The organism is Neomoorella carbonis (genome assembly GCF_045278715.1).
GTDB lineage: Bacteria > Bacillota > DSM-521 > Neomoorellales > Neomoorellaceae > Neomoorella > Neomoorella carbonis.
Map to the genome: position 1 here is coordinate 825567 of NZ_CP136420.1, position 21634 is coordinate 847200.

Genomic DNA, 21634 nt, shown 5'->3' on the forward strand with positions numbered 1-21634 from the left:
CTTTTTTTCTATTCCAAAAGAGGATTTTGGTCGCGAAGCAAGAATATTTAAAGATAGTTCGTCTTGTGGCCGTTCAAGTTCTGGCAGGAACAAGGGAGAGGGTGAAGAGAATGGAAAGGGTGGAATTAGCCGGTGCTTTACGGGAAAGCCAGGCTCTAAAGACACGGGTAGAAGCCGCCAGCGGCGTCTCTTTAAGCGACTGCTACCAGTGCGGCAAGTGTTCCGCCGGCTGTCCGGTAGCCTTTGCTATGGACTACACGCCGCGGCAGGTTATCCGCCTGCTGCAGCTGGGCCTGGGGGAAGAAGCGCTGAAAAGCCATACCCCCTGGCTCTGCGCCTGTTGCCAGGCCTGTTACACCCGCTGCCCCCGGGAAGTCAACCTGCCGCGGTTGATGGAAGCGGTGCGCCAGGAAGCTCGCCGCCGGGGGATGATTAACGAGAAAAAAGTAGATATCTTTGACCAGGCTTTCTTAAGCAGCTTGGAACGTTACGGCCGCGCCCACGAGATGGGGCTCATAATCCAGTACAACCTGCAGTCAGGTCAGCCCTTTAAGGATGCCATGCTGGCACCGCCATTGCTGTTGAAGGGCAAAATCAGTCCTATACCAGCGAAGATCAAGAACATCGCCGAGGTGAAGAACATCTTCGCCCGGGTGCGGGCTAAAGGAGGTGGCCGGCATTGAAATACGCCTATTATCCCGGCTGTTCCCTGGAGGCTACGGCCAAAGAATATAACCAGTCGGCTAAAATAGTGGCCAGGCACCTGGGGGTGGAGCTGTGGGAGATCCCCGACTGGAGCTGCTGTGGTGCCACTGCCGCCCACAATAACGACCACCTCCTGTCCCTGGCCCTGCCGGCCCGCAATCTCGCCCTGGCCGAAGCCGAGGGCCTGGACGTAGCCGTGCCCTGCGCCGCCTGTTTTAATCGCCTGCGGGCTGCTGAGGCCGCCGTCCGGGAGTCGGAAAGTATGCGGGCGACCATCAGTGAAATCATCAGCCGCGATTACCGGGCTACCAATAAGACCCGGGCCTTCCTTGATGTCATGGTCAATGGGGTTGGCCTGGAAAATATCAAGGAACAGGTGGTCAAACCCCTGGCGGGCTTGAAGCTGGCGGCCTATTACGGTTGCCTTCTGGTGCGCCCGCCGAAGCTTACGGCCTTTGACGACCCGGAAGACCCCATGACCATGGACCGCCTGATTCAAGCCCTGGGCGGCGAGGCCGTCAGCTGGGCCTACAAGACCGAATGCTGCGGCGGTAGCCTGGCTACCGCCAGGACGGACATCGGGGTGCGGATGATCTACCAGATCCTGCGCCATGCCCGGGACGCCGGCGCCGAGGGCATCGTAACCGCCTGTCCCCTGTGCTTCTTAAACCTGGACATGCGCCAGGGCCAGGCCGCGGTAGCTTTTGGCGACCGGCTCAATTTGCCCATCTTTTACTTCACTGAATTAATGGGTATAGCCCTGGGCTATGCACCGAAAGACCTGGGACTGACCACCCATTTTGTTGACCCGGTCCCTAAACTTGAGGCCAAGGACATCCTGCGGCATCCCGCCACAAGGAGGGAAACGGCATGAAGCGTGTCGGCGTCTTTGTATGCCACTGCGGTACCAACATTGCTTCGGTAGTTGATGTCAAAAAGGTGGCTGAGGCCGCCAGGAGTTTTCCCGACGTTGTTTATGCCACCGATTACCAGTATATGTGCTCCGATCCGGGGCAGGAACTAATCCGCAAGGCCATTAAAGAGCAGCGCTTGAATCGGGTTGTGGTTGCTTCCTGCTCGCCCCGGCTTCATGAACCCACCTTCAGGAAAACTTGTGAAAGCGCCGGGGTAAATCCTTATCTCTTTGAGATGGCCAACATCCGCGAGCAGTGCGCCTGGGTCCATGCTAAAGATAAGGAGGGGGCAACACTTAAGGCCATTGACCTGGTGCGGGCGGCCGTGGCCAAAGTCCGCCGTAATGTTCCCCTCTTTGCCGGTACCATTTCCATTACCAAGAGGGCGCTGGTCATTGGCGCCGGTATTGCCGGCATGCAGGCGGCCCTGGATATCGCCGATGCCGGTTATGAAGTCATGCTCCTGGACCGCGAGCCGACTATTGGCGGCAACATGGTCAGGCTGGACAAGACCTTCCCGACCCTGGACTGTTCCGCTTGAATAAGCACGCCGAAAATGGTTGCTGCGGCGCAGCACCCTAACATTCAATTAGTGACCTATGCGGAAGTAGAGAATGTCGCCGGCTATGTGGGCAATTTTGAAGTGACTATCCGCAAGAAAGCCCGCTCGGTGGACCCGGTAAAGTGTACCGGTTGCGGCACCTGCTGGGAAAAGTGCCCCACCAGGGTGGATAGCGAGTTCGACCTGGGTTTAGGCAAGCGCAAGGCCATTTACCTGCCCTTCCCCCAGGCGGTGCCCGCGGTGCCGGTTATCGACCGCCAGCACTGCCGCCAGTTTACGAAAGGCAAGTGCGGCGTTTGCCAGAAGGTCTGTCCGGCCAAAGCCATTGACTATGGGCAGCAGGATGAGGTTATCACCGAAAAATTCGGGGCCATTGTCGTGGCCACAGGTTATGATCTTTTTAAATGGGAAGAAGTCTACGGCGAGTACGGCTACGGCAAATACCCCGATGTCATAACCGGCATGCACTTTGAACGCCTGAACAATGCCTCCGGGCCCACGGGCGGCAGGATTGTCCGTCCCTCGGACGGCAAAGAACCGAAGACGGTGGTTTTTATTAAATGTGTTGGTTCCCGTGATGAAGCCAAGGGCAAGAGTTACTGCTCCCGGGCCTGCTGCATGTACACGGCCAAGCACGCCCACCAGGTGCTGGAGAAAATTCCCGAGTCTCAGGCCATTGTCTTCTATATGGATGTCCGTACTCCCGGCAAGGCCTATGAGGAGTTTTTCCAGCGTTCTGTTCATGAGGGGGCCGTTTATGTCCGGGGCCGGGTGAGCCGCGTCTTCCAGGAGGGAGACAAGCTCATCGTCCGCGGCGAGGACACTCTCCTCGGCCGTCAGGTGGAAGTGGCGGCCGATATGGTCGTCCTGGCCACGGCCATGGTTCCCAGCGCGGGATGGGATAAAGTGGCCAAAATGCTGGGACTGCAAGCGGATAAGGACGGCTTCTTCCAGGAAGCCCACCCGAAACTCAGGCCGGTGGAAACCTTTACAGCCGGCGTCTTCCTGGCCGGGGCCTGCCAGGGTCCCAAGGATATCCCTGACACAGTAGCCCAGGCCAGCGCCGCGGCCGTAAAGGTCTGCCAGCTCTTCGCCAGAGACGAAATGGCCACCGACCCCATGATTGCGGCGGTGGATGAAAGTATCTGCGCCGGGTGTGCCATGTGTGAGCCGATCTGCCCCTACAAGGCCATTTCCATGAAGACCATTACTGAACGGGTGGCCGGCAGGCAGGTGAGCCGCCGGGTGGCAACGGTCAACAGCGGCCTCTGCCAGGGTTGCGGCGCCTGCTCGGTGGCCTGCCCGTCGAGTGCCATGAATCTCCGTGGCTTTACCAATGAACAAATACTGGCGGAGGTGGATGCGGTATGTCTGTAGCAGCCGGAGACAAAGGCTGGGAGCCCAGGATTGTCGCCTTCTGCTGCCACTGGTGCGCCTATGCCGGCGCTGATCTCGCCGGTCTTAACCGGTTGCAGTATCCGGCCAATGCCCGTATTGTACGGGTGCCCTGTTCCGGCCGGGTCAATCCCCAGTTTGTCCTGCGGGCCTTCCAGCGCGGTGCCGACGGCGTGCTGGTAGCCGGGTGACACCCCGGCGACTGCCACTATGTTAGTGGCAATTACTTCACCCGCCGCCGTTTCCTCCTCATGCAGCGGGTCTTGCAGTTCATGGGCCTGGAGCCGGAGCGTTTCCAGGCGCGCTGGGTGTCGGGTTCCGAGGGACCGCGCTTTGCCGAGATAATCACCCAGATGACGGAGGACATCCGGGCCCTGGGGCCCAACAGAAAGCTGAGGGATGACGCATGAGCAGTATACAGGAACAAATGCGTGCCCGGGCCCGGGACTTACTGACCAGGGGCGAGGTTAAAATGGTGATCGGCTGGGAAAAGGGTACCTTCTGGTACCTGTCGCCGCCAGCCTTTATCACGGAACCGGAGGACTGCGGCCGCCTGGTCTGGGATGAGTTTTGCACCAATAACCTGGCCAAGTACCTCCTGGACTACAAGCTCACAGAGGAGAAAATCGCCCTCTTTGTTAAGGGCTGCGACGCCCGCGGCATTGTGCGCCTCCTCCAGGACAACCAGATTGACCGGGAAAAGGTCTACCTCATCGGTATTAAATGCCCCGGCGTCAGGGATGGCCGCCAGGCGGCCGCCATGGGGGAGGAAAGGCGCAGCGAGGTACCCCTGGCCGGTAAGTGCCGCTACTGCACCCATCCCGAACCGGTAATTTATGACGAGCTCCTGCAGGAGGACGGCGGGGAGGCCATCCGGGAGGCGGCGGCTGTTGCGGAGGGACGTTTCGCCGAGGTAGAAAGGGTGGAAGCCATGTCCCCCGACGAGCGCTATGCCTTCTGGACAGGTGCGTACGACCGCTGTCTGCGCTGTTACGCCTGCCGCAACATTTGTCCGGCCTGCAACTGCCGCGAGTGCATCTTTGACCGCAGCCAATCCGGCTGGTGCGGCAAGCAGATGAGCCGCAGTGAAAATATGTTCTTTGCCATTACCCGGGCCATGCACGTGGCCGGCCGCTGCATCGAATGCGGCGAGTGCGAGCGGGTATGCCCGGAAGGGATTCCCATCATGACCCTCAACAAGAAGATTATCAAAGACCTGAACGAGCTCTTTGGCGAATATGAGGCCGGGGTAAATTTGGAGACCCGGCCGCCCCTGGGCCAGTATAAACTCGATGATCCGGAAGAATTCCACTAGGAGGGAGGTGGGGACATGTTAAAGATCGCCAAGGATAAATTACCAGAACTCTTGCAGGCCTGGGCTGCAGGAGCGAAAGTTTTTGTGCCCCAGGAAAAAGGCGGAGTAAGCGTTTTCCTGCCCTGGGTGGGCCAGGGGAAGCTTACCCTGGGGGAGGGCAATACCCTGGAGCCCCCCAAGGATCTCTTCTTCCCCCGGACCGAAACCATGTACCGTTACCAGGTGCAGGGGAAAGAGGCAAGCCTAACGGAGGTCCCCCCCCTGGAGGAAAAGCGGGTGCTGGTGGGTATCCGTTCCTGCGATGCCCGCAGCCTCCTGATTATGGACGATGTTTTCTTGACCCGCGGGTATGTAGATGAATTTTACCGCCAGCGGCGGGAAAACACCCGCGTGGTAGCCCTGGCCTGTAATGAAGCCAGCCCCACCTGCTTTTGCACATCCTTTGGTATTGATCCCGGACGGGCCGAAGGAGTAGATGTGCAGATGTGGCCTGTCGCTGAAGGGTACCTCCTGGAAGCCCTCACCCCGGCAGGCCGGGAACTGCTGGGCCAGGGTTCATCCCTCCTGACGGAGGCCGGCTCCGAGAATATACCGGCAACAGCCAGAACAAGCCTGGCAGTAGAGGTAAGCGGGGTAACGGAAAAACTGCAGGGAATGTTTGAGCACCCCTTCTGGACGGCCGTCAGCCGCAAGTGCCTGGGCTGCGGCGCCTGCACTTACCTCTGTCCCACCTGCCACTGCTTCGACATCCAGGGCGAAAACCGGGGCAACAGCGGCTACAAGTTCCGTTGCTGGGATTCTTGCATGTTCTCGGAATATACCAGGATGGCCGGCGGCCACAACCCGCGGCCGTCGAAAAAGGAGCGCTTGCGCAACCGCTTCCTGCATAAGCTCCAGTATTTTCCGGAACGCTACGGCAAGTTCGCCTGCGTGGGCTGCGGCCGCTGCCTGGATCGCTGCCCGGTGAATGTCGACATTACCCGGGTAATCCGTGAGGTCAAGGAGGTGACCCTGTAATGGCTGAAACAGCGCGGGTCAACCCCCTGGTACCCAGGACGGGGCGCATTATCAAGATCGTGGACGAGACGCCCGATGTCAAGACTTTCCACGTCACTACCGACAGCGGCAAGCCCTTTACGCCCCTGCCGGGGCAGCTGGCCATGCTCTCCCTGCTGGACGTGGGGGAGGCCATGTTCTCCATTACTTCCCAGGGACCGGAGCACCTGGAACTGGCCATTAAAAGGGTCGGCATGCTGACCGATGCCCTCCATGAAGCCGAAGAAGGACAGACGGTAGGCATCCGGGGGCCCTATGGCAACGGCTTTCCCGTGGAGGACCTTAAAGGCAAGGACCTGCTCTTCATCGGCGGCGGTATCGGCCTGGCGCCGGTACGTTCCCTGATTAATTACTGCATTGAGCACCGGCAGGATTACGGCCACCTGTGGATCATCTACGGCGCCCGCTCGCCGGCCGATCTGTGCTTTAAAGACGACCTCTTTAACAACTGGCCCAAGGTGGAGAACTGCCGGGTCGACGTGACGGTGGATAAAGGCGACGCCGACTGGAAAGGCCATGAGGGTTTTGTGCCGGCCTTCGTGGAAGAGCTGCACCCGGATCCGGCGGGGAGAGTAGCCATCATTTGCGGTCCACCCATTATGATCAAGTTTGTCCTCCAGTCCATGGAGAAGCTGGGGTATAAAGACGACCAGATTATTACCACCCTGGAAATGCGCATGAAGTGCGGCATCGGCAAGTGCGGCCGCTGCAATCTGGGCAGCTGCTACGTCTGTCTGGACGGCCCCGTTTTCACCCTGGCCCAGCTGAAGCAGCTGCCGAACGAGTATTAAGTCTCAAGTTTAGTTAATGCCGATCATGTAAAGGGCTGGCGTATGTCCCGGAGCCGTGAATAGCGGAGCGCCGGTAACAGGACAGGCGAGGTGAGGTTACCGTTGCCGACGCCGAGGACGCCTGAGCGCGCCTTTGAGAGGGGACAAAGGCCGACTCATAGAAGGATAAAAGCCTGCGGAACCAGGAGCCTGTTCATTGGCAATCCGCAGGCGGCGTTGCAACGGTCCGAACCGAGCCGTCGTCCTGTCGGCGCGCAGCTTCTGAACGGCGAAGGGACATGCGCCAGCCAAAAGGAGCTAACCATGCCAGCAGACTACCATATTCACGGGCTGGCCCATGTGGGGCCGCCCCATACCGTCGAACGCCTCTTACCATATGTAGAAGCAGCCAGAGCTGCCGGCCTCACGGAAATAGGTTTTGCCGACCACGACCGCTACCTGGAAGGCCTCGATTTCAGCGTCTTTCCCGAGTTGGAGCGGGTAACCGGGATGCCCGTCCGCGCCGGGCTGGAGGTGGACTTCCGGCCCGGCAAAGACCACCGGCGGGAACTGGCCGGCCGACCCTGGGATTACCTCATTGGCTCGGTCCACGCCATCAATGACTGGGATTTCGACCGCCCGGGCCAGGAGGCGGGCTTTAACGCCTGGGATATAGACGAGCTCTATATCACCTATTTCGACCTGGTGGCCCGGGCCGCGGCGACGGGTCTCTTCCAGATCATCGGCCACCTGGACCTGATCAAAATTTACGGCCACCGGCCCCGGAAGCCGGTGCTGGAGCTGGCCGAACCGGCCCTCCAGGCTGTTGCCAAGCATGGTGCAGCCATGGAGGTTAATACTGCCGGGATATTTAAACCGGTGGGGGAGATCTACCCGGCCCGGGAACTCCTGGAGCGGGCCTTTAGCCTCAATATCCCTGTAACCATCGGGTCTGATGCCCACGCTCCCGGCGAGGTGGCCCGGGAACGGGAACAGGCGCGGGAGCTCTTGCGGCGGGTCGGTTATACCTGCGTGGCCACTTTCTGCCGCCAGGAGATGGCGACGGAACCTATAGACTAGATAGACCCTTGACAGCCGACCCAACTCTCTTTATGATAAAATAGAGAAAATTGCGGTTCAAGGGGAGTAGCCCCGGATATTCCGGTACCAGGTTCGTCAGCACGGCTGCCAAGCCCGGGCCTGGTAGGTAACGCGCGAGACCTTCACCGCCCGCAAGGGCGATGAGGGTTTTTTTATTACCCTCATTGAAGCCTGATAATCAGGAGATATTATACGATAAGGGGAGAAACTATGCTGGATGTAGTCTTGCTTTTAGTCAGCCTGGGGGTTATCCTTTTAGGGGCAGAAGGTTTTACCAACGGTGTCGAATGGCTGGGTAAGAAACTGAAACTAACAGAAGGCGCCGTGGGGAGCATCCTGGCAGCCGTGGGTACCGCCCTGCCGGAGACCATGATCCCGATTGTGGCCATTCTTTTCGGCGGTGGCGGCCATGCCGGAGAAGAGATAGGCATCGGTGCCATCCTGGGGGCGCCCTTCATGCTCAGTACCCTGGCCTTCTTCATCACAGGTATCGCTGTGATTGCCTATCGCAGCCGCCGGCCCAATTTCCCCAGGATGAACCTGGATACCACGACCATGGGCCGCGATTTAAGTTTCTTTCTCCTTGTTTATAGTGTGGCCGTCCTGGCTTCTTTCCTGGGGGCCCACATCTGGAAGCAAATAATCGCTATTGGGCTGGTAATAGCCTATGCTATCTATGCTTACCTGACGGTTACCAACGGCCATACCCTGGAAGAAGGGGAAGAGCTGAACCCCCTTTACCTGGCCCGGAAGGCAGCTGAACCGGCTACGGCGGTTATTTTAGCCCAGGTTATTCTGTCCCTGGGGTTGATTGTCGGCGGTGCCCGGCTCTTCGTCAACGGGGTGGAAGACCTGGCGCGGATTATGGGTATCCCGCCCTTTGTCCTGGCCCTCATTATTGCTCCGATAGCTACGGAGTTACCGGAAAAATTTAACAGCATCATCTGGGTGGGCCGCGGCAAGGATACCCTGGCCCTGGGCAATATTACCGGTGCTATGGTCTTCCAGAGTTCGGTGATCCCGGCGGTGGGTATCACCATGACCAGCTGGGAGTTAACCCAGGGAGCGTTAATCAGTGCCATCCTGGCTATTGTCTCGGCCGGCCTGGTGTTCCTCCAGATTAGCCGCAAGAAATACCTGACGCCCTACACCCTGGTAAGTGGCGGTGCTTTCTACAGCATCTTTGTCCTCCTGGTTATTAGTGGCTTTATCCGCTAAATGACAGGAAAAACCCGGTGCGCAGGCGCCGGGTTTTTTAGTATACTGGAGCAGGAAGGATGGTGACCTTAACATGCCCCGGGTAATCGTGGTAGGAGGAGGATGGGCGGGTTGTGCGGCAGCTTTGGCCGCCCGCCAGGCAGGCGCGGAGGTAATCCTCCTGGAGCGAACGGATATGCTCCTGGGTACCGGTCTGGTGGGGGGGATTATGCGTAATAACGGCCGCTTTACGGCGGCGGAGGAAATGATTGCCCTGGGCGGGGGGAGGTTGTTCGAGCTTTGCGATAACGTTGCCCGGCACCGCAACATCCATTTTGCCGGCCACCGTCATGCCTGGCTTTACGACGTGGCCCGCGTTGAACCCCTGGTCCGGCAGGTTTTGCAGGAGGCCGGCGTCGAGGTGCGCACTTTAAGCCGGGTGACTGCCGTCCAGGTGGCGGGCAACAGCCTCCAGGCCGTCCGTACCGAGGGGGGACGGACTTACCACGGTGAGGCCTTTATCGACGCTACCGGTACGGCGGGGCCGCCGGCCAACTGCCGCCGTTACGGCAATGGGTGTGCCATGTGCATCTATCGCTGCCCCGCCTTTGGCGGCCGTGTGGCCCTTTCCGCCCTGGCAGGGGTGAAGGAATACGCGGCCCTGAGGCGTGGTGGCGGCCGCGGCGCCTTAAGCGGGTCCTGCAAGCTCCATAAAGGTTCCCTGGCGCCCTGGCTGGTGTCCGAGCTGGAGGAAAAGGGAGTGGCCGTCCTTCCGGTGCCGTCGGATTTGCCGGGTAAAGGCGAACTGCTCCAGCGCAAGGCCTGCCAGCAGTATGCCCTGCCCGACTATGCAGCCAACGTCATCCTCCTGGATACCGGTCACGCCAAACTCATGGCTCCCTTTTTCCCCCTGGAAGCCCTGCGCCGGGTAGCCGGCCTGGAAAACGCCCGCTTTGAAGATCCATATGCCGGCGGCACCGGCAATGCGGTACGCTTCCTGGCCATGGCACCCCGGGATGATACATTAAAGGTCCAGGGACTGGCCAATGTTTTTTGTGCCGGGGAAAAGGCCGGTCCCTTCGTCGGCCATACCGAGGCCATTGTCACCGGGACCCTGGCCGGTCATAACGCTGTGCGCCTCCTGGCAGGGAGGGAACTCCTGGTTTTGCCTTCCACCCTGGCTGTAGGTGATATAATTGCCTATGCCAGCCGCCAGGTAGATAAGGGCGATGGGCTCTACCAGCGTTTTACCTTTTCCGGTTCCGTTTATTTTGAGCGCATGCAAAATCTGGCACTCTACACTACCGACCGGGAGGTTATCAGGAAGAGGGTGGCCGACCTGGCGGGGATTTTTTCTGTACCGTTGTTAGGGAGGAAATAGGCGCCAAGTGCCGAATAAAATTAGTGGCGAGCCACCATTATTGAGAGTATAAAATGACAGGCTGGCATTTGTCGGAAGCGAGCGCGACAATGCCAGCCTGCGATAGAGTTATTTTGGTGAGGAGAGAAACCTTTTGACTGCAGAATTGCTGGCCCTGTTTACGACCGCCTTCATGGTAGGGCTTTCCGGCGCCCTGATGCCGGGACCTTTGTTAACCCTGGCCATCGAAGAAAGTACCCGGCGGGGAGCCGGCGCCGGCCCTCTCCTGGTCCTGGGTCACGGCTTCCTGGAATTACTTATGCTGTTCCTGCTCCTCCTCGGCCTGGGGAGCTTCCTGGCCCATCCCACGGTGAGCCGGGTGGTAGCCGTCCTGGGAGGGGCAGTATTGCTTTGGCTGGGAACAGGCATGATCCGCAGCGCCATGGCCGGCCGGCTCCAGTTTACCCTGCCGGGAGATAAAGATAATCTCCCGGCCCTGCCGCCGCGACCGGTTTTACGTACAGTAGCTGCCGGCAGTTTAATCAGCCTGGCCAATCCCTACTGGTTGCTCTGGTGGGCAACCATCGGCGCCGCCTTTGTCGCCCAGGCGGCCCGCCTTGGGGCCGGTGGGGTAGCTCTCTTTTTTAGCGGCCATATTTTATCAGACCTGGGCTGGTACTCGCTGGTTGCTGCCGGAGTAGCCGCCGGCCGCCGCGTTATCAGCCAGCGGGCCTACCGGTATTTAATCCTCGCCTGCGGGTTGTTCCTGCTGGTTTTAGGTATCCTCTTTATTGCGGCCGGTTACCGCGGCCAGATCAGCCTGTAAAAAGCGAGAGGTGATTCCCTGATGGAAGTTTATGATCGCGCCCATGAACTGGCCCGTGCTTTGAGCCGGAGCAATGAATATAGCGACTATCGCCTGGCCAGGGCCAAACTGGAAAGCAATCCCGCCAACCTTAACATGCTGCGGGATTTCCGCCGGCGCCGGCTGGAGCTGGAGATGGCCGTTTTAAGCGGGAAGGAACCGGATCCGGCTTTAAAGCAGGCCGTGGAGGAAAGTTACCGCATTATCAGCCTCAATCCCTCCATAACAGCTTATCTCGCCGCGGAAGAAAGGGTGGCCCGGCTGCTGGCTGATATCCAGAAAATACTACTTGATGCCATACCTGAATGGGGAAAAGATATAAGTGGCGACATTGACAAAAAGTAAAATGCTGGTTTATAATAAAAGTGATAATTGTTACCAACAAGATGGTGAGGATTATGGAGTCAGCAGGCAGGCGCATGACCAAACAGAAAAAAGTAATCCTGGATATCCTGCGTAATACCGATACTCACCCTACGGCCGACTGGATTTATGCCCAGGCACGCAAAATTTTACCCGATATCAGCCTGGGAACTGTTTACCGTAACCTTGGGGTTTTAAAAGAAGCCGGCGAGATTATGGAATTAAATTACGGCAGCACCTACAGCCGTTACGACGGTAACCCGGAAAATCATTACCACTGTGTCTGCCTGGAATGTGGCCGCATTACAGACGTGGATATGCCGGTTCACCATGAACTGGAAAAAGAGGCTGAAGCTAGCGGCTGCGGTAAAATTCTCTATCACCGCCTGGAATTTTATAGTATCTGCCCGGAATGCCAGCAGCAAAAGCAAGGCTAAAACCAGGTGTATAAACCTGGTTATTTTTTTAAAGGATTTTCCCATTTAACCGAGAATTAAAATAAAGGCATTAATTGGGTTAGAGGTGGGGGCTGTGGCGGCTGGAAGTATCAGGGTTGAAGGAAAGACGGTGGAAGAGGCCATCCGTAGGGCCGCAAATCTCCTTCAAGTTTTGCCTGAAGAGTTAGCGGTGGAAATAATCGATGCCGGGAATAAAGGCTTTTTAGGCATAGGCCGCCGGACGGCGGTGATTTTGGCCCGGCCTGCCGAGGAAGTAGCAGTAACCGGGCAGGAGAGCAATACGGAACCTGATTTAGAGGCCGCCGCAGAAACTGGGCCGGTTATTGTCGATGAGCCGGCAGGAGAGGAACGCTCCGCTTATGCCTGGGTTGAGGCGGGCCAGGTTCATATCGGCGGCGGGGAACTGCCGGCAACCATTATTCCCGGCGACCATTTCGAACTTTATGTTAACGGCCGGCCTATAGCCGGCGAGGCAGCCGTACGGGCCGGCGACACCATTACCGTCAAGCCCAGGGAGGAGCTAAAAGATGGCGAGTGGAAATTGACGGTAGCCGCCGATGGCCTGACGGCGAAGTTAACAATTAAACCGGGTTATAAACGGACCTGGAAGCTGCAAGACCGGTTCCCGGCCAGCCGCCTGGAATTAACGGGCGAACCGGTGGATGTGGCCCTGCCGGCCGTGACTCGTGAGGAACTCCTGGCCGAGTTTAACCGCCAGCAGGTTGTTTACGGAATTGACGAGGAAGCCGTACAACAGGCCTGTACGGCGACCAGGGAGATGGAAATAGTCGTTGCCCGGGGCCAGCCACCTCAGCCTCCTGAGGATGGGCGGGTGGAATATCTTTTTTGTACCAGTGAAATGGCTAGAAGAGAAGTTAACGACGAGGAACGGGTCGACTACCGGGAGATGGTGGTCCGGGCCTCGGCGGCAGTTGGCGATCTCCTGGCCGTCAAGATACCGCCGCGGCCCGGCAAGCCGGGAATGACGGTTACCGGCAAAGCCATTCCTCCACCTGAACCGAAGGATATTGAACTGGTGGCCGGGAAAGGGACGGAGGTTATCGATGGCCAGCGCTGTGTGGCCAGGGCCGAGGGTCGGCCCCAGTTAAGCCAGCGGCAGGGAAAAGTGATAATTGATATTGTTCCGGTCCTGGTACACCGGGGAGATGTGGACCTAGCTTCCGGTAACCTCAAGTTTAAAGGCTGTATCAACATTACCGGCAATGTTACCGAAACCATGCAGGTGGTTGCCACCCAGGATGTAGAAATCGGTGGTGACGTTACCCAGGCTACAGTTCGCACAGGAGGATCCATTTTTATTCGCCATAACTGCATCGGTTCGCTCCTGGTTGCCGGAGGTATAAAAAGCATCTACCAGAGTGCGGAACCGGTCTTAACCGACCTGGCCCAGCAGTTATCCCTCCTCCAGGCAGCCGCCGGGCAGATGGAGCGGGGTGCCAGGCAGAGGGGAAGGGCCTCCTCCTTGAACACCGGTTACCTGATTAGTGTCCTGGTGGAAAATAAGTTTAAAAAGTTGCCATCCCTGGCAGCCAAGTTGGAGCAGCTCATCCGGGGCGCGGAAGGAGAACCGGAAGAACAGAACTTAATCCAGCTGGGGCATGAATTGGTCCGGGCTTTCGGGACGCCGGCTGCCATTCAGAGTCTCAATACGGTAAAACTGGCTCAAATGACGGCTGCCGTCGAGGAGATGGCCGCCTACTGCCGCCAGTTACCCCCGGAGGGAGGTAATATAACTTTAAGCTATGCCCTCAACAGCAAAATCCAGGCCAGTGGTTGGGTAAAAGTTACCGGCCGCGGCTGTTTTAATACCGAGATTGCTGCCGGGGACAGGGTAGAAATCCAGGGTGTTTTCCGGGGCGGCAGCATCTATGCCGGTGGTGATGTTTATATCAAAGAAACAGGCTCCAGCGGTGGCGCCAAAACCCTGGTACGTGTTGCCGAAGGCAGGGTAATCAAAGTCGGCAAGATCTGGCCGAACTGTACTCTGCAAATAGGCAAGCGTATCCGCCAGATTGATAATGAAGCAAATCAAGTTATGGTCTATGTGAATAATGATGGCGATATGATCCTGGGAATATTTTGAAGTAAAAGAAGGTGCGGGTTAATGGCCGAGAACTGGGAATTTTTACGCCAGATACCGGTGTTTGCCGATTTGAGCCCGGAAGAGTTACAGCATATTGCTTCCCTGGCCCTTGTGCGCCGCTACCGGAAGAATATGTATATTTTTATGCAAGGCGAACCCGGCGACGCCATCTATTTTGTCAAAAAGGGGGCCATCAAACTATTCCAGGTACTGGAGGACGGCCGCGAAAAGATCCTGCACTTCGTCCGGGAGGGGGAAATCTTTGCCGAAGTCCTTCTATTTGAAGGCGGCCCTTATCCGGCTACAGCCGAAACCATGGAAGATACCGAAGTAGGTATCATTCGCAACGCCGATATGGAAAGGCTGCTCAGCCGGCACGGGGAAATGGCCGTGAAAATCATTAAAGTCATGAGCCGGCGTCTACGCCAGGCCCAGGAGCATATCCGGGACCTGGCCCTCAAAGGGGCCTATGGCCGCCTGGCCAGCATCCTCCTTCAGCTGGCCAGGGATTACGGAACGCCCCGGGAAGACGGCGTCACCATCGATCTCAATTTAAGCCAGCAGGAACTGGCCAACCTTATCGGTACTTCCCGGGAGACGGTGGCCCGGATTTTAAGCGACTTCAAGCGCCTGGGAGCCGTAGGAGTAGAACGCCAGCGAATTACCATCCTGTCGCCGCAAAAACTGGCCGGCTGGAATTAAGCCGCTGAGGCGTGATTTTCTACCTTCGACCAGGTAAAAAAAACTGTTTACTCCTTAGCCCTTGCGAAAAGAAATAAAGGTATTATAAAATAATAAACAAAGGCTAAATGTTAGGAGGGTTAAACAGAATGGATGGCCGGCAAACATCCTCCGGCAGGCCGGAAGCCAACCAGGATTGGATAGAGCGCCTGCAATGGCTTGGTATTAAAATTGAAAAACCACGGGACAAGGGCGAGGATAACTCTACTACCGTGTAAAGGATAAGACATGGGCTTTGACCCTGCAGGTCCCCCTAACAGGGGGTAAAAACTGCGGGGTTTTTTGTGTCTATCCCTTTTTACTTCCGGTATGTTATCATGATGTCCGGGATGATCCCAATCGCCATTTCTAGCAGAACCCAATATACACCAAGGGGGTATATAAAGATGGAAAAGTGGCGCATCCTGGTAGCTGACGATGAGGCGGGCCTGCGCCAGCTGGTGCGCTTGTACTTAGAAAAAGAAGGCATGGAAGTTGCCGAGGCGGCTACCGGCCGCCAGGCCCTGGAGAAACTCCAGCAGGATAAATACGATCTCCTCATCCTGGACTTGATGATGCCCGACGGCGATGGATGGAGTGTCTGCCGGGCCGTACGCCAGAAAATGGACCTGCCCATTATCATGCTGACGGCCCGGGGAGAAGAAATGGACCGTTTGCTGGGTTTTGAGCTGGGGGCGGACGATTATGTGGTCAAGCCCTTCAGTCCCCGGGAACTGGTGGCCCGGGTGAAGGCTCTGCTGCGGCGGGCCGGGGCCGGCCTGCAGCGAGGAGAGCAGTTGCAATTTCCCGGCCTCAGCATTGATATTGCCGGCCGGGAGGTTAAAGTCGACGGGCGGACGGTAAACAACCTGACGCCCAAGGAGTTCGACCTTCTCCTTTTCCTGGCCCGGCACCCGGGCCAGGTCATGAGCCGGGAAAAAATCCTGGAAAAGGTCTGGGGTTATGATTTTTACGGCGACCTGCGGACTGTAGATACCCATATCAAGAATTTGAGGGAAAAACTTGGCCGGGAGCGCGGGTTCATCACCACGGTCTGGGGTGTCGGTTACAAGTTTGAGGTGGGGCCATGATCAGCAAAAGCATTACTACCAAGTTGTGGTTGCTCCTGGTTTCCCTGGTGGTGGTAAGCCTGCTGGCCATTGGCCTATCCCTGCACCAGCTGCTGGGTAATTACTATTCCCGGCAGCAGGTTGATGATTTGCTGGCTACAGGAGAGATGCTGGCCCAGAGCCTCGCCGGTGCTGACGCCGGCAACCTTTCCGGCCAGGCTGATATTCTCAGCAAGGTAGCCGGCGCCGGGGTGATGATCATTGACCGCAACGGCCTGGTAATTTCCTGCAGCAGTGATGCCGGAACAGGCATGGGTATGGGCATGGGTATGAGGATGGGTCGCGGCTGGAGTCATGGCCTGCACCACAGCGGCGGCTGGCCGGCAACCGGCATGCACCTGGACGGCGATGAAATCCGGCAGGTGCTGGCCGGAAATACGGTTATCAAGCGGGGTTACCAGGAAATCTTTAATAGCAGGATGCTGGTCGTGGCCGTCCCTATCAAGACCGCCGGGGGTGTTGACGGGGCGGTAATCCTCTTTGCCCCGGAGGCTTCTTTGAGTGCAGCCATAGCCGCAGTCGACCGCCTGATCCTTTATTCCGGCATGGGGGCGGTACTGCTGGCCACCTTGCTGGCCTTTTTTGCCGCCCGCCGGGTAACCAGGTCCTTGAAGCAGATGAGCCTTACAGCCCGGCAGATGGCCCGGGGCGATTTCAGCGGCCGTGTACCTGTAACTTCGGATGATGAGCTGGGCCAGCTGGCCGCAAGTTTTAATTTTCTGGCCGAGGAACTGGCCCGGACCGTAGCCGCCCTGTCCCGGGAAAAGGAAAAGCTCGACCGGGTGATCAGGGGGATGACTGACGGCGTCCTGGCCTTTAAACCTGACGGGCGAGTTCTTTTTGCCAATCCCCAGGCGGAAAAGCTCCTCGGGCTCTCCCTGCCACCGGGGTCGGGGTTGCCGGAAGAACTGCTGGCACCCTTCCGGGCGGCCCTGGAGGGCGAAGGTACTGCGGGAGAAATCAGGTGGCGGCAGCAGATTTTTGCCGTCCGGGCCGCGCCCTTCCAGGGGGAAGAGCCAGGCAGCCGGGCGGCCGTGGCTATTATCCAGGATATAACCGCCCAAAAACAGCTGGAGCAACTGCGCCGGGAATTCCTGGCCAGCGTGTCCCACGACCTGCGAACGCCCCTGACCTTTATCCAGGGTTATGCCGAGGCCCTGGCGGACGGCCTGGCCGCCGGGGAAAAGGAGCGCCAGGAGTACACCAATATTATCCTGGCCGAAGCCGGCCGCTTGCGGCGCCTGGTGGACGACCTTTTTGATTTGAATAAAATGGCCGCCGGTCAGTTATCCCTGGAAATGGCCGACGTCAATATCGGGGAATTGCTGGCCGGGGTGGCCCGCAAATACCGGCCCCTGCTGGCGGAGCACAAGCTGGAATTGGAAGCAGAAATACCGCCTTCTCTACCGGAGATCCGGGCCGACGCCGGGCGTCTGGAGCAGATCATGGCCAATCTCCTGGACAACGCCCGGCACCATACGCCGCCCGGGGGCAGGATCGGGATAACGGCCGGTCTGGTTGGCAATGAAATTAAGATCAGCGTTGCTGACACGGGTAGCGGCATCCCCCCGGAAGATCTACCTTATATCTGGGAGCGTTTTTACAAGGTGGACAAGTCCCGTTCCCGCCGGGACGGGGGCAGCGGCCTGGGTCTGGCCATAGTCAAGAGCCTGGTGGAAGCCCACGGCGGCCGGGTGGAGGTAGAAAGCCAGTTGGGTAAAGGTAGTACCTTCAGCTTCTATCTGCCCCTGCATATTGACAGCGAAAATAGACGATAGTAAAATAGTTACAGCGAAAATTGTGGGGGTGATGATCGACATGCCGACCTATGATTTCCGTTGCCAGGAGTGTGGTGAACGTTTTACCGTCAAGATGTCCTGGAAGGATAGAGATAAAGCCACCTGCCCCGCCTGCGGGAGCTGGAAGCTGCAGCAGCTCTTTACCGGGATTACCATCCTGGGAGGCAGCAGCAGCGGCGGCTGCGCGGCGCCGGCAGGCAGCCGCTTCAGCTGAGGGGGTTAATGGTAAGGGTCGTCGACCCTTAAGTAAAAAGGGAAGATTAGCATGCCCTGGCAACCCAGGGCTTATATTTTTCATTGACACATACCCGGCAGTTAAGTTATGATGGGGCAGAGGGGAGTGGACAGGAATGGGCATGATGACTTCCCTGCGCCGGTTGAGTAAAAAGCGGCCGGTCCTGGGAGTTTTATTTGTTGTTGTCTTGAGTATCGGGTTAATAGGCAGTTATGCCATATTTGCTTCGCCCAAAGCGACGGTGGCCACACCGGAGACCCAGGCGCCGGCAGCGGATGCTGCCCAGCAGGCTGAGGCCATGCAGAAGGCGGCCCAGGAGCAGATCAGCCAGCTGGAAACGGAAATCAGCAACTTACAAAAAGAGCTGCAGGCCAAGCCCAACGACGTGGCCACAATATTAAAACTGGGTGACAACCAGTACCACCTGGGGACCATGTATCTTTTTGTTAACAGCGACCAGGCCAAAGCAACCGCAAGTTTCAAGGAAGCAGTAAACAGCTACCAGCAGGTGCTTAAACTTAATCCCCAGGAGAAGGGTATATATTTACGCCTGGCAGGCGCGGCCCTGTACGCCGGTGATGAGAAGCTGGCGGAAGATAACTTCCAGGCGGCCATTAAAGCCGACCCGGAGGATAATAATGCCCGCTTGAGTTACGGGATGTACCTGGCTTCCATGAAGGGCGACTTCCAGGGAGCCATAGACCAGTGGCAGGAAATTTTAAAGCATAACCCCGACAAAGACCTGGCCGACCAGGTCCGGGAAATGATCAAGCAGGCCGAAGCGGCCAAACAACAGGCAAGCCAGGCAGGAAACAGCCCGCCCCAGGCTGGAGGGGAGCAGGGGAAGTAGAATAAAGCCGGTCTATCACCGGCTTTTTTATTTCGCCAGGGAAGGCCGCGGCACAGTAAAGCTACCGGAGCGGAGTCTTTCAAGAAAATGGTTAAAGCGCTTGCGGATATTTAAATTCAGAGCCCAGAGGATGGCGGCGTGCTTTTTGGCCAGTCCCAGGCGGCGGGAGATGGAACCCAGGGAGTAAAATTCCTGCCAGGCCCAGTTAAAGCCTTCCTGCAGGGTTTTAGCGCTCATGTTTTTAGGCTCAAAGACAACCTTGCTGATGGTGTACTCGCTCCAGTCATTGCAGGTGATGCGCCCTTCCCGCTCCATAGCCTCCCTTAAGGGCGTTCCCGGGAAGGGGGTCAGGATGCCAAACTGGGCCGCTTCCAGGCGGTTTTCCTGGGCAAATTTGACGGTCCGTTCAAAAACGCTTTCATCGTCTTCGTCGAGGCCGAAAACAAAGGCACCCTCGATGGCAATGCCGTGGTCGTGAATCTTTTTGATGGCCTCCCGGTATTCTTCCACCCGGTTGACGGCTTTACCTACGGCCTTCAAGTTACCGGGGGAAAGGGATTCAAACCCGATGAAGAGGCCGATGCAGCCGCTGGCTGCGGCGAGGCGCAGTAATTCTTCATCCCGAGCAATATTAAGGGAGCCTTGACTAAACCACTTAATTTTTCTAGGCAGCCGGGCCAGTTCAGTGAAAAGGCGGCGGGCATAGCCGGGATGGCCCACGATATTATCGTCAATAAAGGCGATTACTTCGCCTTCCAGACCTGCGACTTCGCGGATTACATCTTCCACCGGCCGGAAGCGGAAGCTTTTGCCGAAGAACTGGCTGACGGTGCAGAAAGAGCAGGCAAAGGGGCAGCCGCGGGTCGTCTGGACGGTATCGGGCACCAGGTAGCGGCTGCGGAGTAAAAGATCCCGCCGCGGGTGAACCATATGTTCCAGGGAAGGGCGTTCCTGCTGGCGGTAAATGGGCTGCAGCTTTCCTGCTTCCAGGTCGGCTAGGAGCCGTTGCCAGGAACCTTCAGCTTCGCCGATGACAACCGCGTCGGCATGGGCGCCGGCTTCTTCCGGCAGGGCCGAAGGGTGCATGCCGCCCAGGACTACCGTGGCGCCTTTTTCCCTGAAGGCGTCGGCAATCTCATAGGCCCGGGGAGCCAGGGCCGTCATGGCGGAAATACCGACCAAATCGTACTTTGCATTGAAGTCGATATCGGTTAAACTTTCATCGAGGATAGTTACCTCGTGCTGGGGTGGTGTCAGGGCCGCCAGGGTGATTAAATTCAGGGGCGGGAAAATGGACTTTTCCTTTTCGCTTTCCCAGAGGGGGTCATGCCAGGCCGGGGCGATTAAAGCAATTTTCATTTTAAATTGACCTCCAGCAAAGGATTTTAGCAATAATATGGCCATGACGGCTAAGAATCATGTATATGGTTTCTCTTTCCGGGGTCGAAATCCTGCAATTTATGAAAGGAATGGGTAAAGTTGTGCCTTTTGGGTATAGATCTCGGTGGTACAACAATAAAAGCCGGGCTGGTGGATATAGAAGGACGGCTTCTGGTGAAGGGGCAGATGCCCACCGGCGCTGCTGATGGAGCAGGGGCAGTTCTGGAACGCATCGCAGCCCTGGCCGGCGACCTTGTCCGCCGGCAGGGGCTGGCTATGCAGGATGTAAAAGGAGCAGGTATCGGTGTACCCGGCTCGGTGGACGTGGAAAAAGGGCTGGTCCGTCTGGCCCCCAACCTGTTCTGGCGCGACTTCCCCCTCCGGGCCGAGCTGGCTGCCCGCTTAAATTTACCGGTGGCCGTTGACAATGATGCCCATGCGGCCGCCCTGGGGGAGATGTGGCAGGGAGCCGGGCAGGGTTTTAATTCCCTGCTCATGGTGACCATCGGCACCGGCATCGGTTCGGGGTTGATCATTGACGGCCACATCCGGCGCGGCGTCTTTGGTTACGGCGCCGAGTTGGGACACGTTAAAATGTTGCGCGATGGCCCCCAGTGTCACTGCGGCGGCCGGGGCTGCCTGGAAACCCTGGCCTCAGCCACAGCCATGGTGCGGCGGTTCCGGGAATACCTGGCTGCCGGCCAGCCGTCCCGGCTGCAGGACAGCCCTGATCTCGGGGCCAGGGAAATCTTGGCGGCCGCTGCCGGGGGCGATGGGCTGGCCAGGCGGGTGGTCGACTATGCTGCCAGTTACCTGGGTATGGCCCTGGCCAATGCCGTCTTAGTGGTGGGGCCGGAAGCCGTCATTGTCGGCGGCGGGCCGGCCCAGGCCGGAGAAGTAATCTTGGCGCCCATTCGTAAATATCTGGCTGCAAGCTTAGGAGCCTGGCAGATAAAACCCCTACCCGTCCTGGCGGCCAGGCTGGGCAATGAGGCGGGGATCATTGGCGCCGCTCGCCTGGCCCTGGAGCTACGGGAACATGAACATCTTTAATGCCTGCCCTGGCCAATTTTGGCCGGGGTATTTTTTGTGCGCCACTGCCGGTCTGCACCGGCCGGCGCCGCCGGAAGAATTTCCCCTCATTGTTGGTCCTGAAGTGGCGGCCAGGCTCAAGGTGATCAGCCATGACGCCTTTGCTTCTGGTATCCTGCAGCAGGTAGGTGTTTCCTCCCGGGGGACGCCCATCTGGCTCCACCGTCACTACCTGGAGGCCGGCGTGGAAGTTATCATCCTTATGGAGGGAGGTTAGAGAAGGAAAAGGCCGCCCGGCGGCGAATTAACCTGGGAGTACCTTA

Annotated in this window: 23 protein-coding genes; 22 read left to right on the forward strand and 1 reads right to left on the reverse strand. The window is 57.9% G+C overall.

Annotated elements, in window-relative coordinates:
* The first annotated feature begins 110 nt into the window (after window positions 1-110).
* From MCACP_RS04275 to MCACP_RS04370, 20 genes are all read left to right on the forward strand, one after another.
* Complete coding sequence (locus tag MCACP_RS04275; RefSeq protein ID WP_406678143.1) at window positions 111-683, forward strand: 4Fe-4S dicluster domain-containing protein; 573 nt, start codon at window positions 111-113, stop codon at window positions 681-683.
* Window positions 680-1579, forward strand: a complete 900-nt coding sequence (locus MCACP_RS04280; protein ID WP_406678144.1) for a CoB--CoM heterodisulfide reductase iron-sulfur subunit B family protein — start codon at window positions 680-682, stop codon at window positions 1577-1579. Before MCACP_RS04275 ends, MCACP_RS04280 begins: the two co-directional genes overlap by 4 nt.
* A complete protein-coding gene (locus MCACP_RS04285; RefSeq protein ID WP_406678146.1) occupies window positions 1576-3558 on the forward strand; it encodes a 4Fe-4S binding protein in 1983 nt (660 codons plus the stop codon). Before MCACP_RS04280 ends, MCACP_RS04285 begins: the two co-directional genes overlap by 4 nt.
* Window positions 3549-3986, forward strand: a complete 438-nt coding sequence (locus MCACP_RS04290; RefSeq protein ID WP_406678148.1) for a hydrogenase iron-sulfur subunit — start codon at window positions 3549-3551, stop codon at window positions 3984-3986. Before MCACP_RS04285 ends, MCACP_RS04290 begins: the two co-directional genes overlap by 10 nt.
* Entirely contained in the window at window positions 3983-4891 is a 909-nt protein-coding gene (locus MCACP_RS04295; protein WP_406678149.1) for a 4Fe-4S ferredoxin, read from the forward strand. The genes MCACP_RS04290 and MCACP_RS04295 overlap by 4 nt, the downstream gene beginning before the upstream one ends.
* Window positions 4892-4906: 15 nt before the next feature.
* Window positions 4907-5908 (forward strand): 4Fe-4S dicluster domain-containing protein, encoded by a 1002-nt coding sequence (locus MCACP_RS04300; RefSeq protein ID WP_406678150.1) that lies wholly within the window; start codon window positions 4907-4909, stop codon window positions 5906-5908.
* On the forward strand, window positions 5908-6738 hold the full coding sequence (locus tag MCACP_RS04305) for an FAD/NAD(P)-binding protein (RefSeq protein ID WP_406678151.1): 831 nt from the start codon (window positions 5908-5910) through the stop codon (window positions 6736-6738). Before MCACP_RS04300 ends, MCACP_RS04305 begins: the two co-directional genes overlap by 1 nt.
* Before the next feature lie 303 nt (window positions 6739-7041).
* Window positions 7042-7797 carry a histidinol-phosphatase HisJ family protein gene (locus MCACP_RS04310; RefSeq protein ID WP_406678152.1) on the forward strand — a complete coding sequence of 252 codons (756 nt, stop codon included), beginning with the start codon at window positions 7042-7044 and terminating at the stop codon, window positions 7795-7797.
* A gap of 231 nt (window positions 7798-8028) precedes the next feature.
* Window positions 8029-9036, forward strand: a complete 1008-nt coding sequence (locus MCACP_RS04315; RefSeq protein WP_406678153.1) for a sodium:calcium antiporter — start codon at window positions 8029-8031, stop codon at window positions 9034-9036.
* Between the two features lie 73 nt (window positions 9037-9109).
* The gene (locus MCACP_RS04320; protein ID WP_406678155.1) at window positions 9110-10396 is read left to right on the forward strand and encodes an FAD-dependent oxidoreductase; all 1287 of its coding nucleotides are present in this window, start codon (window positions 9110-9112) and stop codon (window positions 10394-10396) included.
* Window positions 10397-10529: 133 nt separating this feature from the next.
* Complete coding sequence (locus MCACP_RS04325) at window positions 10530-11201, forward strand: LysE family transporter (RefSeq protein ID WP_406678156.1); 672 nt, start codon at window positions 10530-10532, stop codon at window positions 11199-11201.
* 21 nt (window positions 11202-11222) lie between these two features.
* Window positions 11223-11585, forward strand: a complete 363-nt coding sequence (locus tag MCACP_RS04330) for a YlbF family regulator (protein ID WP_406678157.1) — start codon at window positions 11223-11225, stop codon at window positions 11583-11585.
* Window positions 11586-11659: 74 nt separating this feature from the next.
* Window positions 11660-12040, forward strand: a complete 381-nt coding sequence (locus MCACP_RS04335) for a Fur family transcriptional regulator (protein ID WP_406678158.1) — start codon at window positions 11660-11662, stop codon at window positions 12038-12040.
* Window positions 12041-12125: 85 nt separating this feature from the next.
* Window positions 12126-14165, forward strand: a complete 2040-nt coding sequence (locus MCACP_RS04340) for a flagellar assembly protein A (RefSeq protein ID WP_406678159.1) — start codon at window positions 12126-12128, stop codon at window positions 14163-14165.
* A gap of 21 nt (window positions 14166-14186) precedes the next feature.
* Window positions 14187-14867, forward strand: coding sequence for a Crp/Fnr family transcriptional regulator (locus MCACP_RS04345; RefSeq protein WP_406678160.1), 681 nt, complete (start codon window positions 14187-14189; stop codon window positions 14865-14867).
* Window positions 14868-14995: 128 nt separating this feature from the next.
* Complete coding sequence (locus tag MCACP_RS04350) at window positions 14996-15124, forward strand: hypothetical protein (RefSeq protein WP_406678161.1); 129 nt, start codon at window positions 14996-14998, stop codon at window positions 15122-15124.
* A gap of 168 nt (window positions 15125-15292) precedes the next feature.
* Complete coding sequence (locus tag MCACP_RS04355) at window positions 15293-15976, forward strand: response regulator transcription factor (protein ID WP_406678162.1); 684 nt, start codon at window positions 15293-15295, stop codon at window positions 15974-15976.
* Window positions 15973-17793, forward strand: a complete 1821-nt coding sequence (locus tag MCACP_RS04360) for an ATP-binding protein (RefSeq protein WP_406678163.1) — start codon at window positions 15973-15975, stop codon at window positions 17791-17793. Before MCACP_RS04355 ends, MCACP_RS04360 begins: the two co-directional genes overlap by 4 nt.
* Window positions 17771-18028 carry an FmdB family zinc ribbon protein gene (locus MCACP_RS04365; protein ID WP_406678164.1) on the forward strand — a complete coding sequence of 86 codons (258 nt, stop codon included), beginning with the start codon at window positions 17771-17773 and terminating at the stop codon, window positions 18026-18028. Before MCACP_RS04360 ends, MCACP_RS04365 begins: the two co-directional genes overlap by 23 nt.
* 136 nt (window positions 18029-18164) lie before the next feature.
* Window positions 18165-18899 carry a tetratricopeptide repeat protein gene (locus MCACP_RS04370; protein WP_406678165.1) on the forward strand — a complete coding sequence of 245 codons (735 nt, stop codon included), beginning with the start codon at window positions 18165-18167 and terminating at the stop codon, window positions 18897-18899.
* A gap of 27 nt (window positions 18900-18926) precedes the next feature.
* On the opposite strand, the gene MCACP_RS04375 is transcribed toward MCACP_RS04370, so the two are convergent.
* Entirely contained in the window at window positions 18927-20258 is a 1332-nt protein-coding gene (locus MCACP_RS04375; protein ID WP_406678166.1) for a B12-binding domain-containing radical SAM protein, read from the reverse strand.
* 129 nt (window positions 20259-20387) lie between these two features.
* Between MCACP_RS04375 and MCACP_RS04380 the strand changes: the two genes are divergently transcribed.
* Together MCACP_RS04380 and MCACP_RS04385 are read left to right on the forward strand one after the other, a co-directional pair.
* Complete coding sequence (locus MCACP_RS04380; protein WP_406678167.1) at window positions 20388-21332, forward strand: ROK family protein; 945 nt, start codon at window positions 20388-20390, stop codon at window positions 21330-21332.
* Complete coding sequence (locus MCACP_RS04385; protein ID WP_406678168.1) at window positions 21319-21588, forward strand: lactate racemase domain-containing protein; 270 nt, start codon at window positions 21319-21321, stop codon at window positions 21586-21588. Before MCACP_RS04380 ends, MCACP_RS04385 begins: the two co-directional genes overlap by 14 nt.
* Window positions 21589-21634: the final 46 nt, after the last annotated feature.

Excerpts from the sequence above, each read along its gene's own strand:
- MCACP_RS04320 (WP_406678155.1), top strand. The coding sequence starts at position 9,110 with ATGCCCCGGGTAATCGTGGTAGGAGGAGGATGGGCGGGTTGTGCGGCA.
- MCACP_RS04345 (WP_406678160.1), top strand. The coding sequence starts at position 14,187 with ATGGCCGAGAACTGGGAATTTTTACGCCAGATACCGGTGTTTGCCGAT.
- MCACP_RS04355 (WP_406678162.1), top strand. The coding sequence starts at position 15,293 with ATGGAAAAGTGGCGCATCCTGGTAGCTGACGATGAGGCGGGCCTGCGC.
- MCACP_RS04350 (WP_406678161.1), top strand. The coding sequence starts at position 14,996 with ATGGATGGCCGGCAAACATCCTCCGGCAGGCCGGAAGCCAACCAGGAT.
- MCACP_RS04310 (WP_406678152.1), top strand. The coding sequence starts at position 7,042 with ATGCCAGCAGACTACCATATTCACGGGCTGGCCCATGTGGGGCCGCCC.
- MCACP_RS04275 (WP_406678143.1), top strand. The coding sequence starts at position 111 with ATGGAAAGGGTGGAATTAGCCGGTGCTTTACGGGAAAGCCAGGCTCTA.
- MCACP_RS04305 (WP_406678151.1), top strand. The coding sequence starts at position 5,908 with ATGGCTGAAACAGCGCGGGTCAACCCCCTGGTACCCAGGACGGGGCGC.
- MCACP_RS04295 (WP_406678149.1), top strand. The coding sequence starts at position 3,983 with ATGAGCAGTATACAGGAACAAATGCGTGCCCGGGCCCGGGACTTACTG.
- MCACP_RS04335 (WP_406678158.1), top strand. The coding sequence starts at position 11,660 with ATGACCAAACAGAAAAAAGTAATCCTGGATATCCTGCGTAATACCGAT.
- MCACP_RS04330 (WP_406678157.1), top strand. The coding sequence starts at position 11,223 with ATGGAAGTTTATGATCGCGCCCATGAACTGGCCCGTGCTTTGAGCCGG.
- MCACP_RS04300 (WP_406678150.1), top strand. The coding sequence starts at position 4,907 with ATGTTAAAGATCGCCAAGGATAAATTACCAGAACTCTTGCAGGCCTGG.
- MCACP_RS04315 (WP_406678153.1), top strand. The coding sequence starts at position 8,029 with ATGCTGGATGTAGTCTTGCTTTTAGTCAGCCTGGGGGTTATCCTTTTA.
- MCACP_RS04375 (WP_406678166.1), bottom strand. The coding sequence starts at position 20,258 with ATGAAAATTGCTTTAATCGCCCCGGCCTGGCATGACCCCCTCTGGGAA.
- MCACP_RS04360 (WP_406678163.1), top strand. The coding sequence starts at position 15,973 with ATGATCAGCAAAAGCATTACTACCAAGTTGTGGTTGCTCCTGGTTTCC.
- MCACP_RS04370 (WP_406678165.1), top strand. The coding sequence starts at position 18,165 with ATGGGCATGATGACTTCCCTGCGCCGGTTGAGTAAAAAGCGGCCGGTC.
- MCACP_RS04385 (WP_406678168.1), top strand. The coding sequence starts at position 21,319 with ATGAACATCTTTAATGCCTGCCCTGGCCAATTTTGGCCGGGGTATTTT.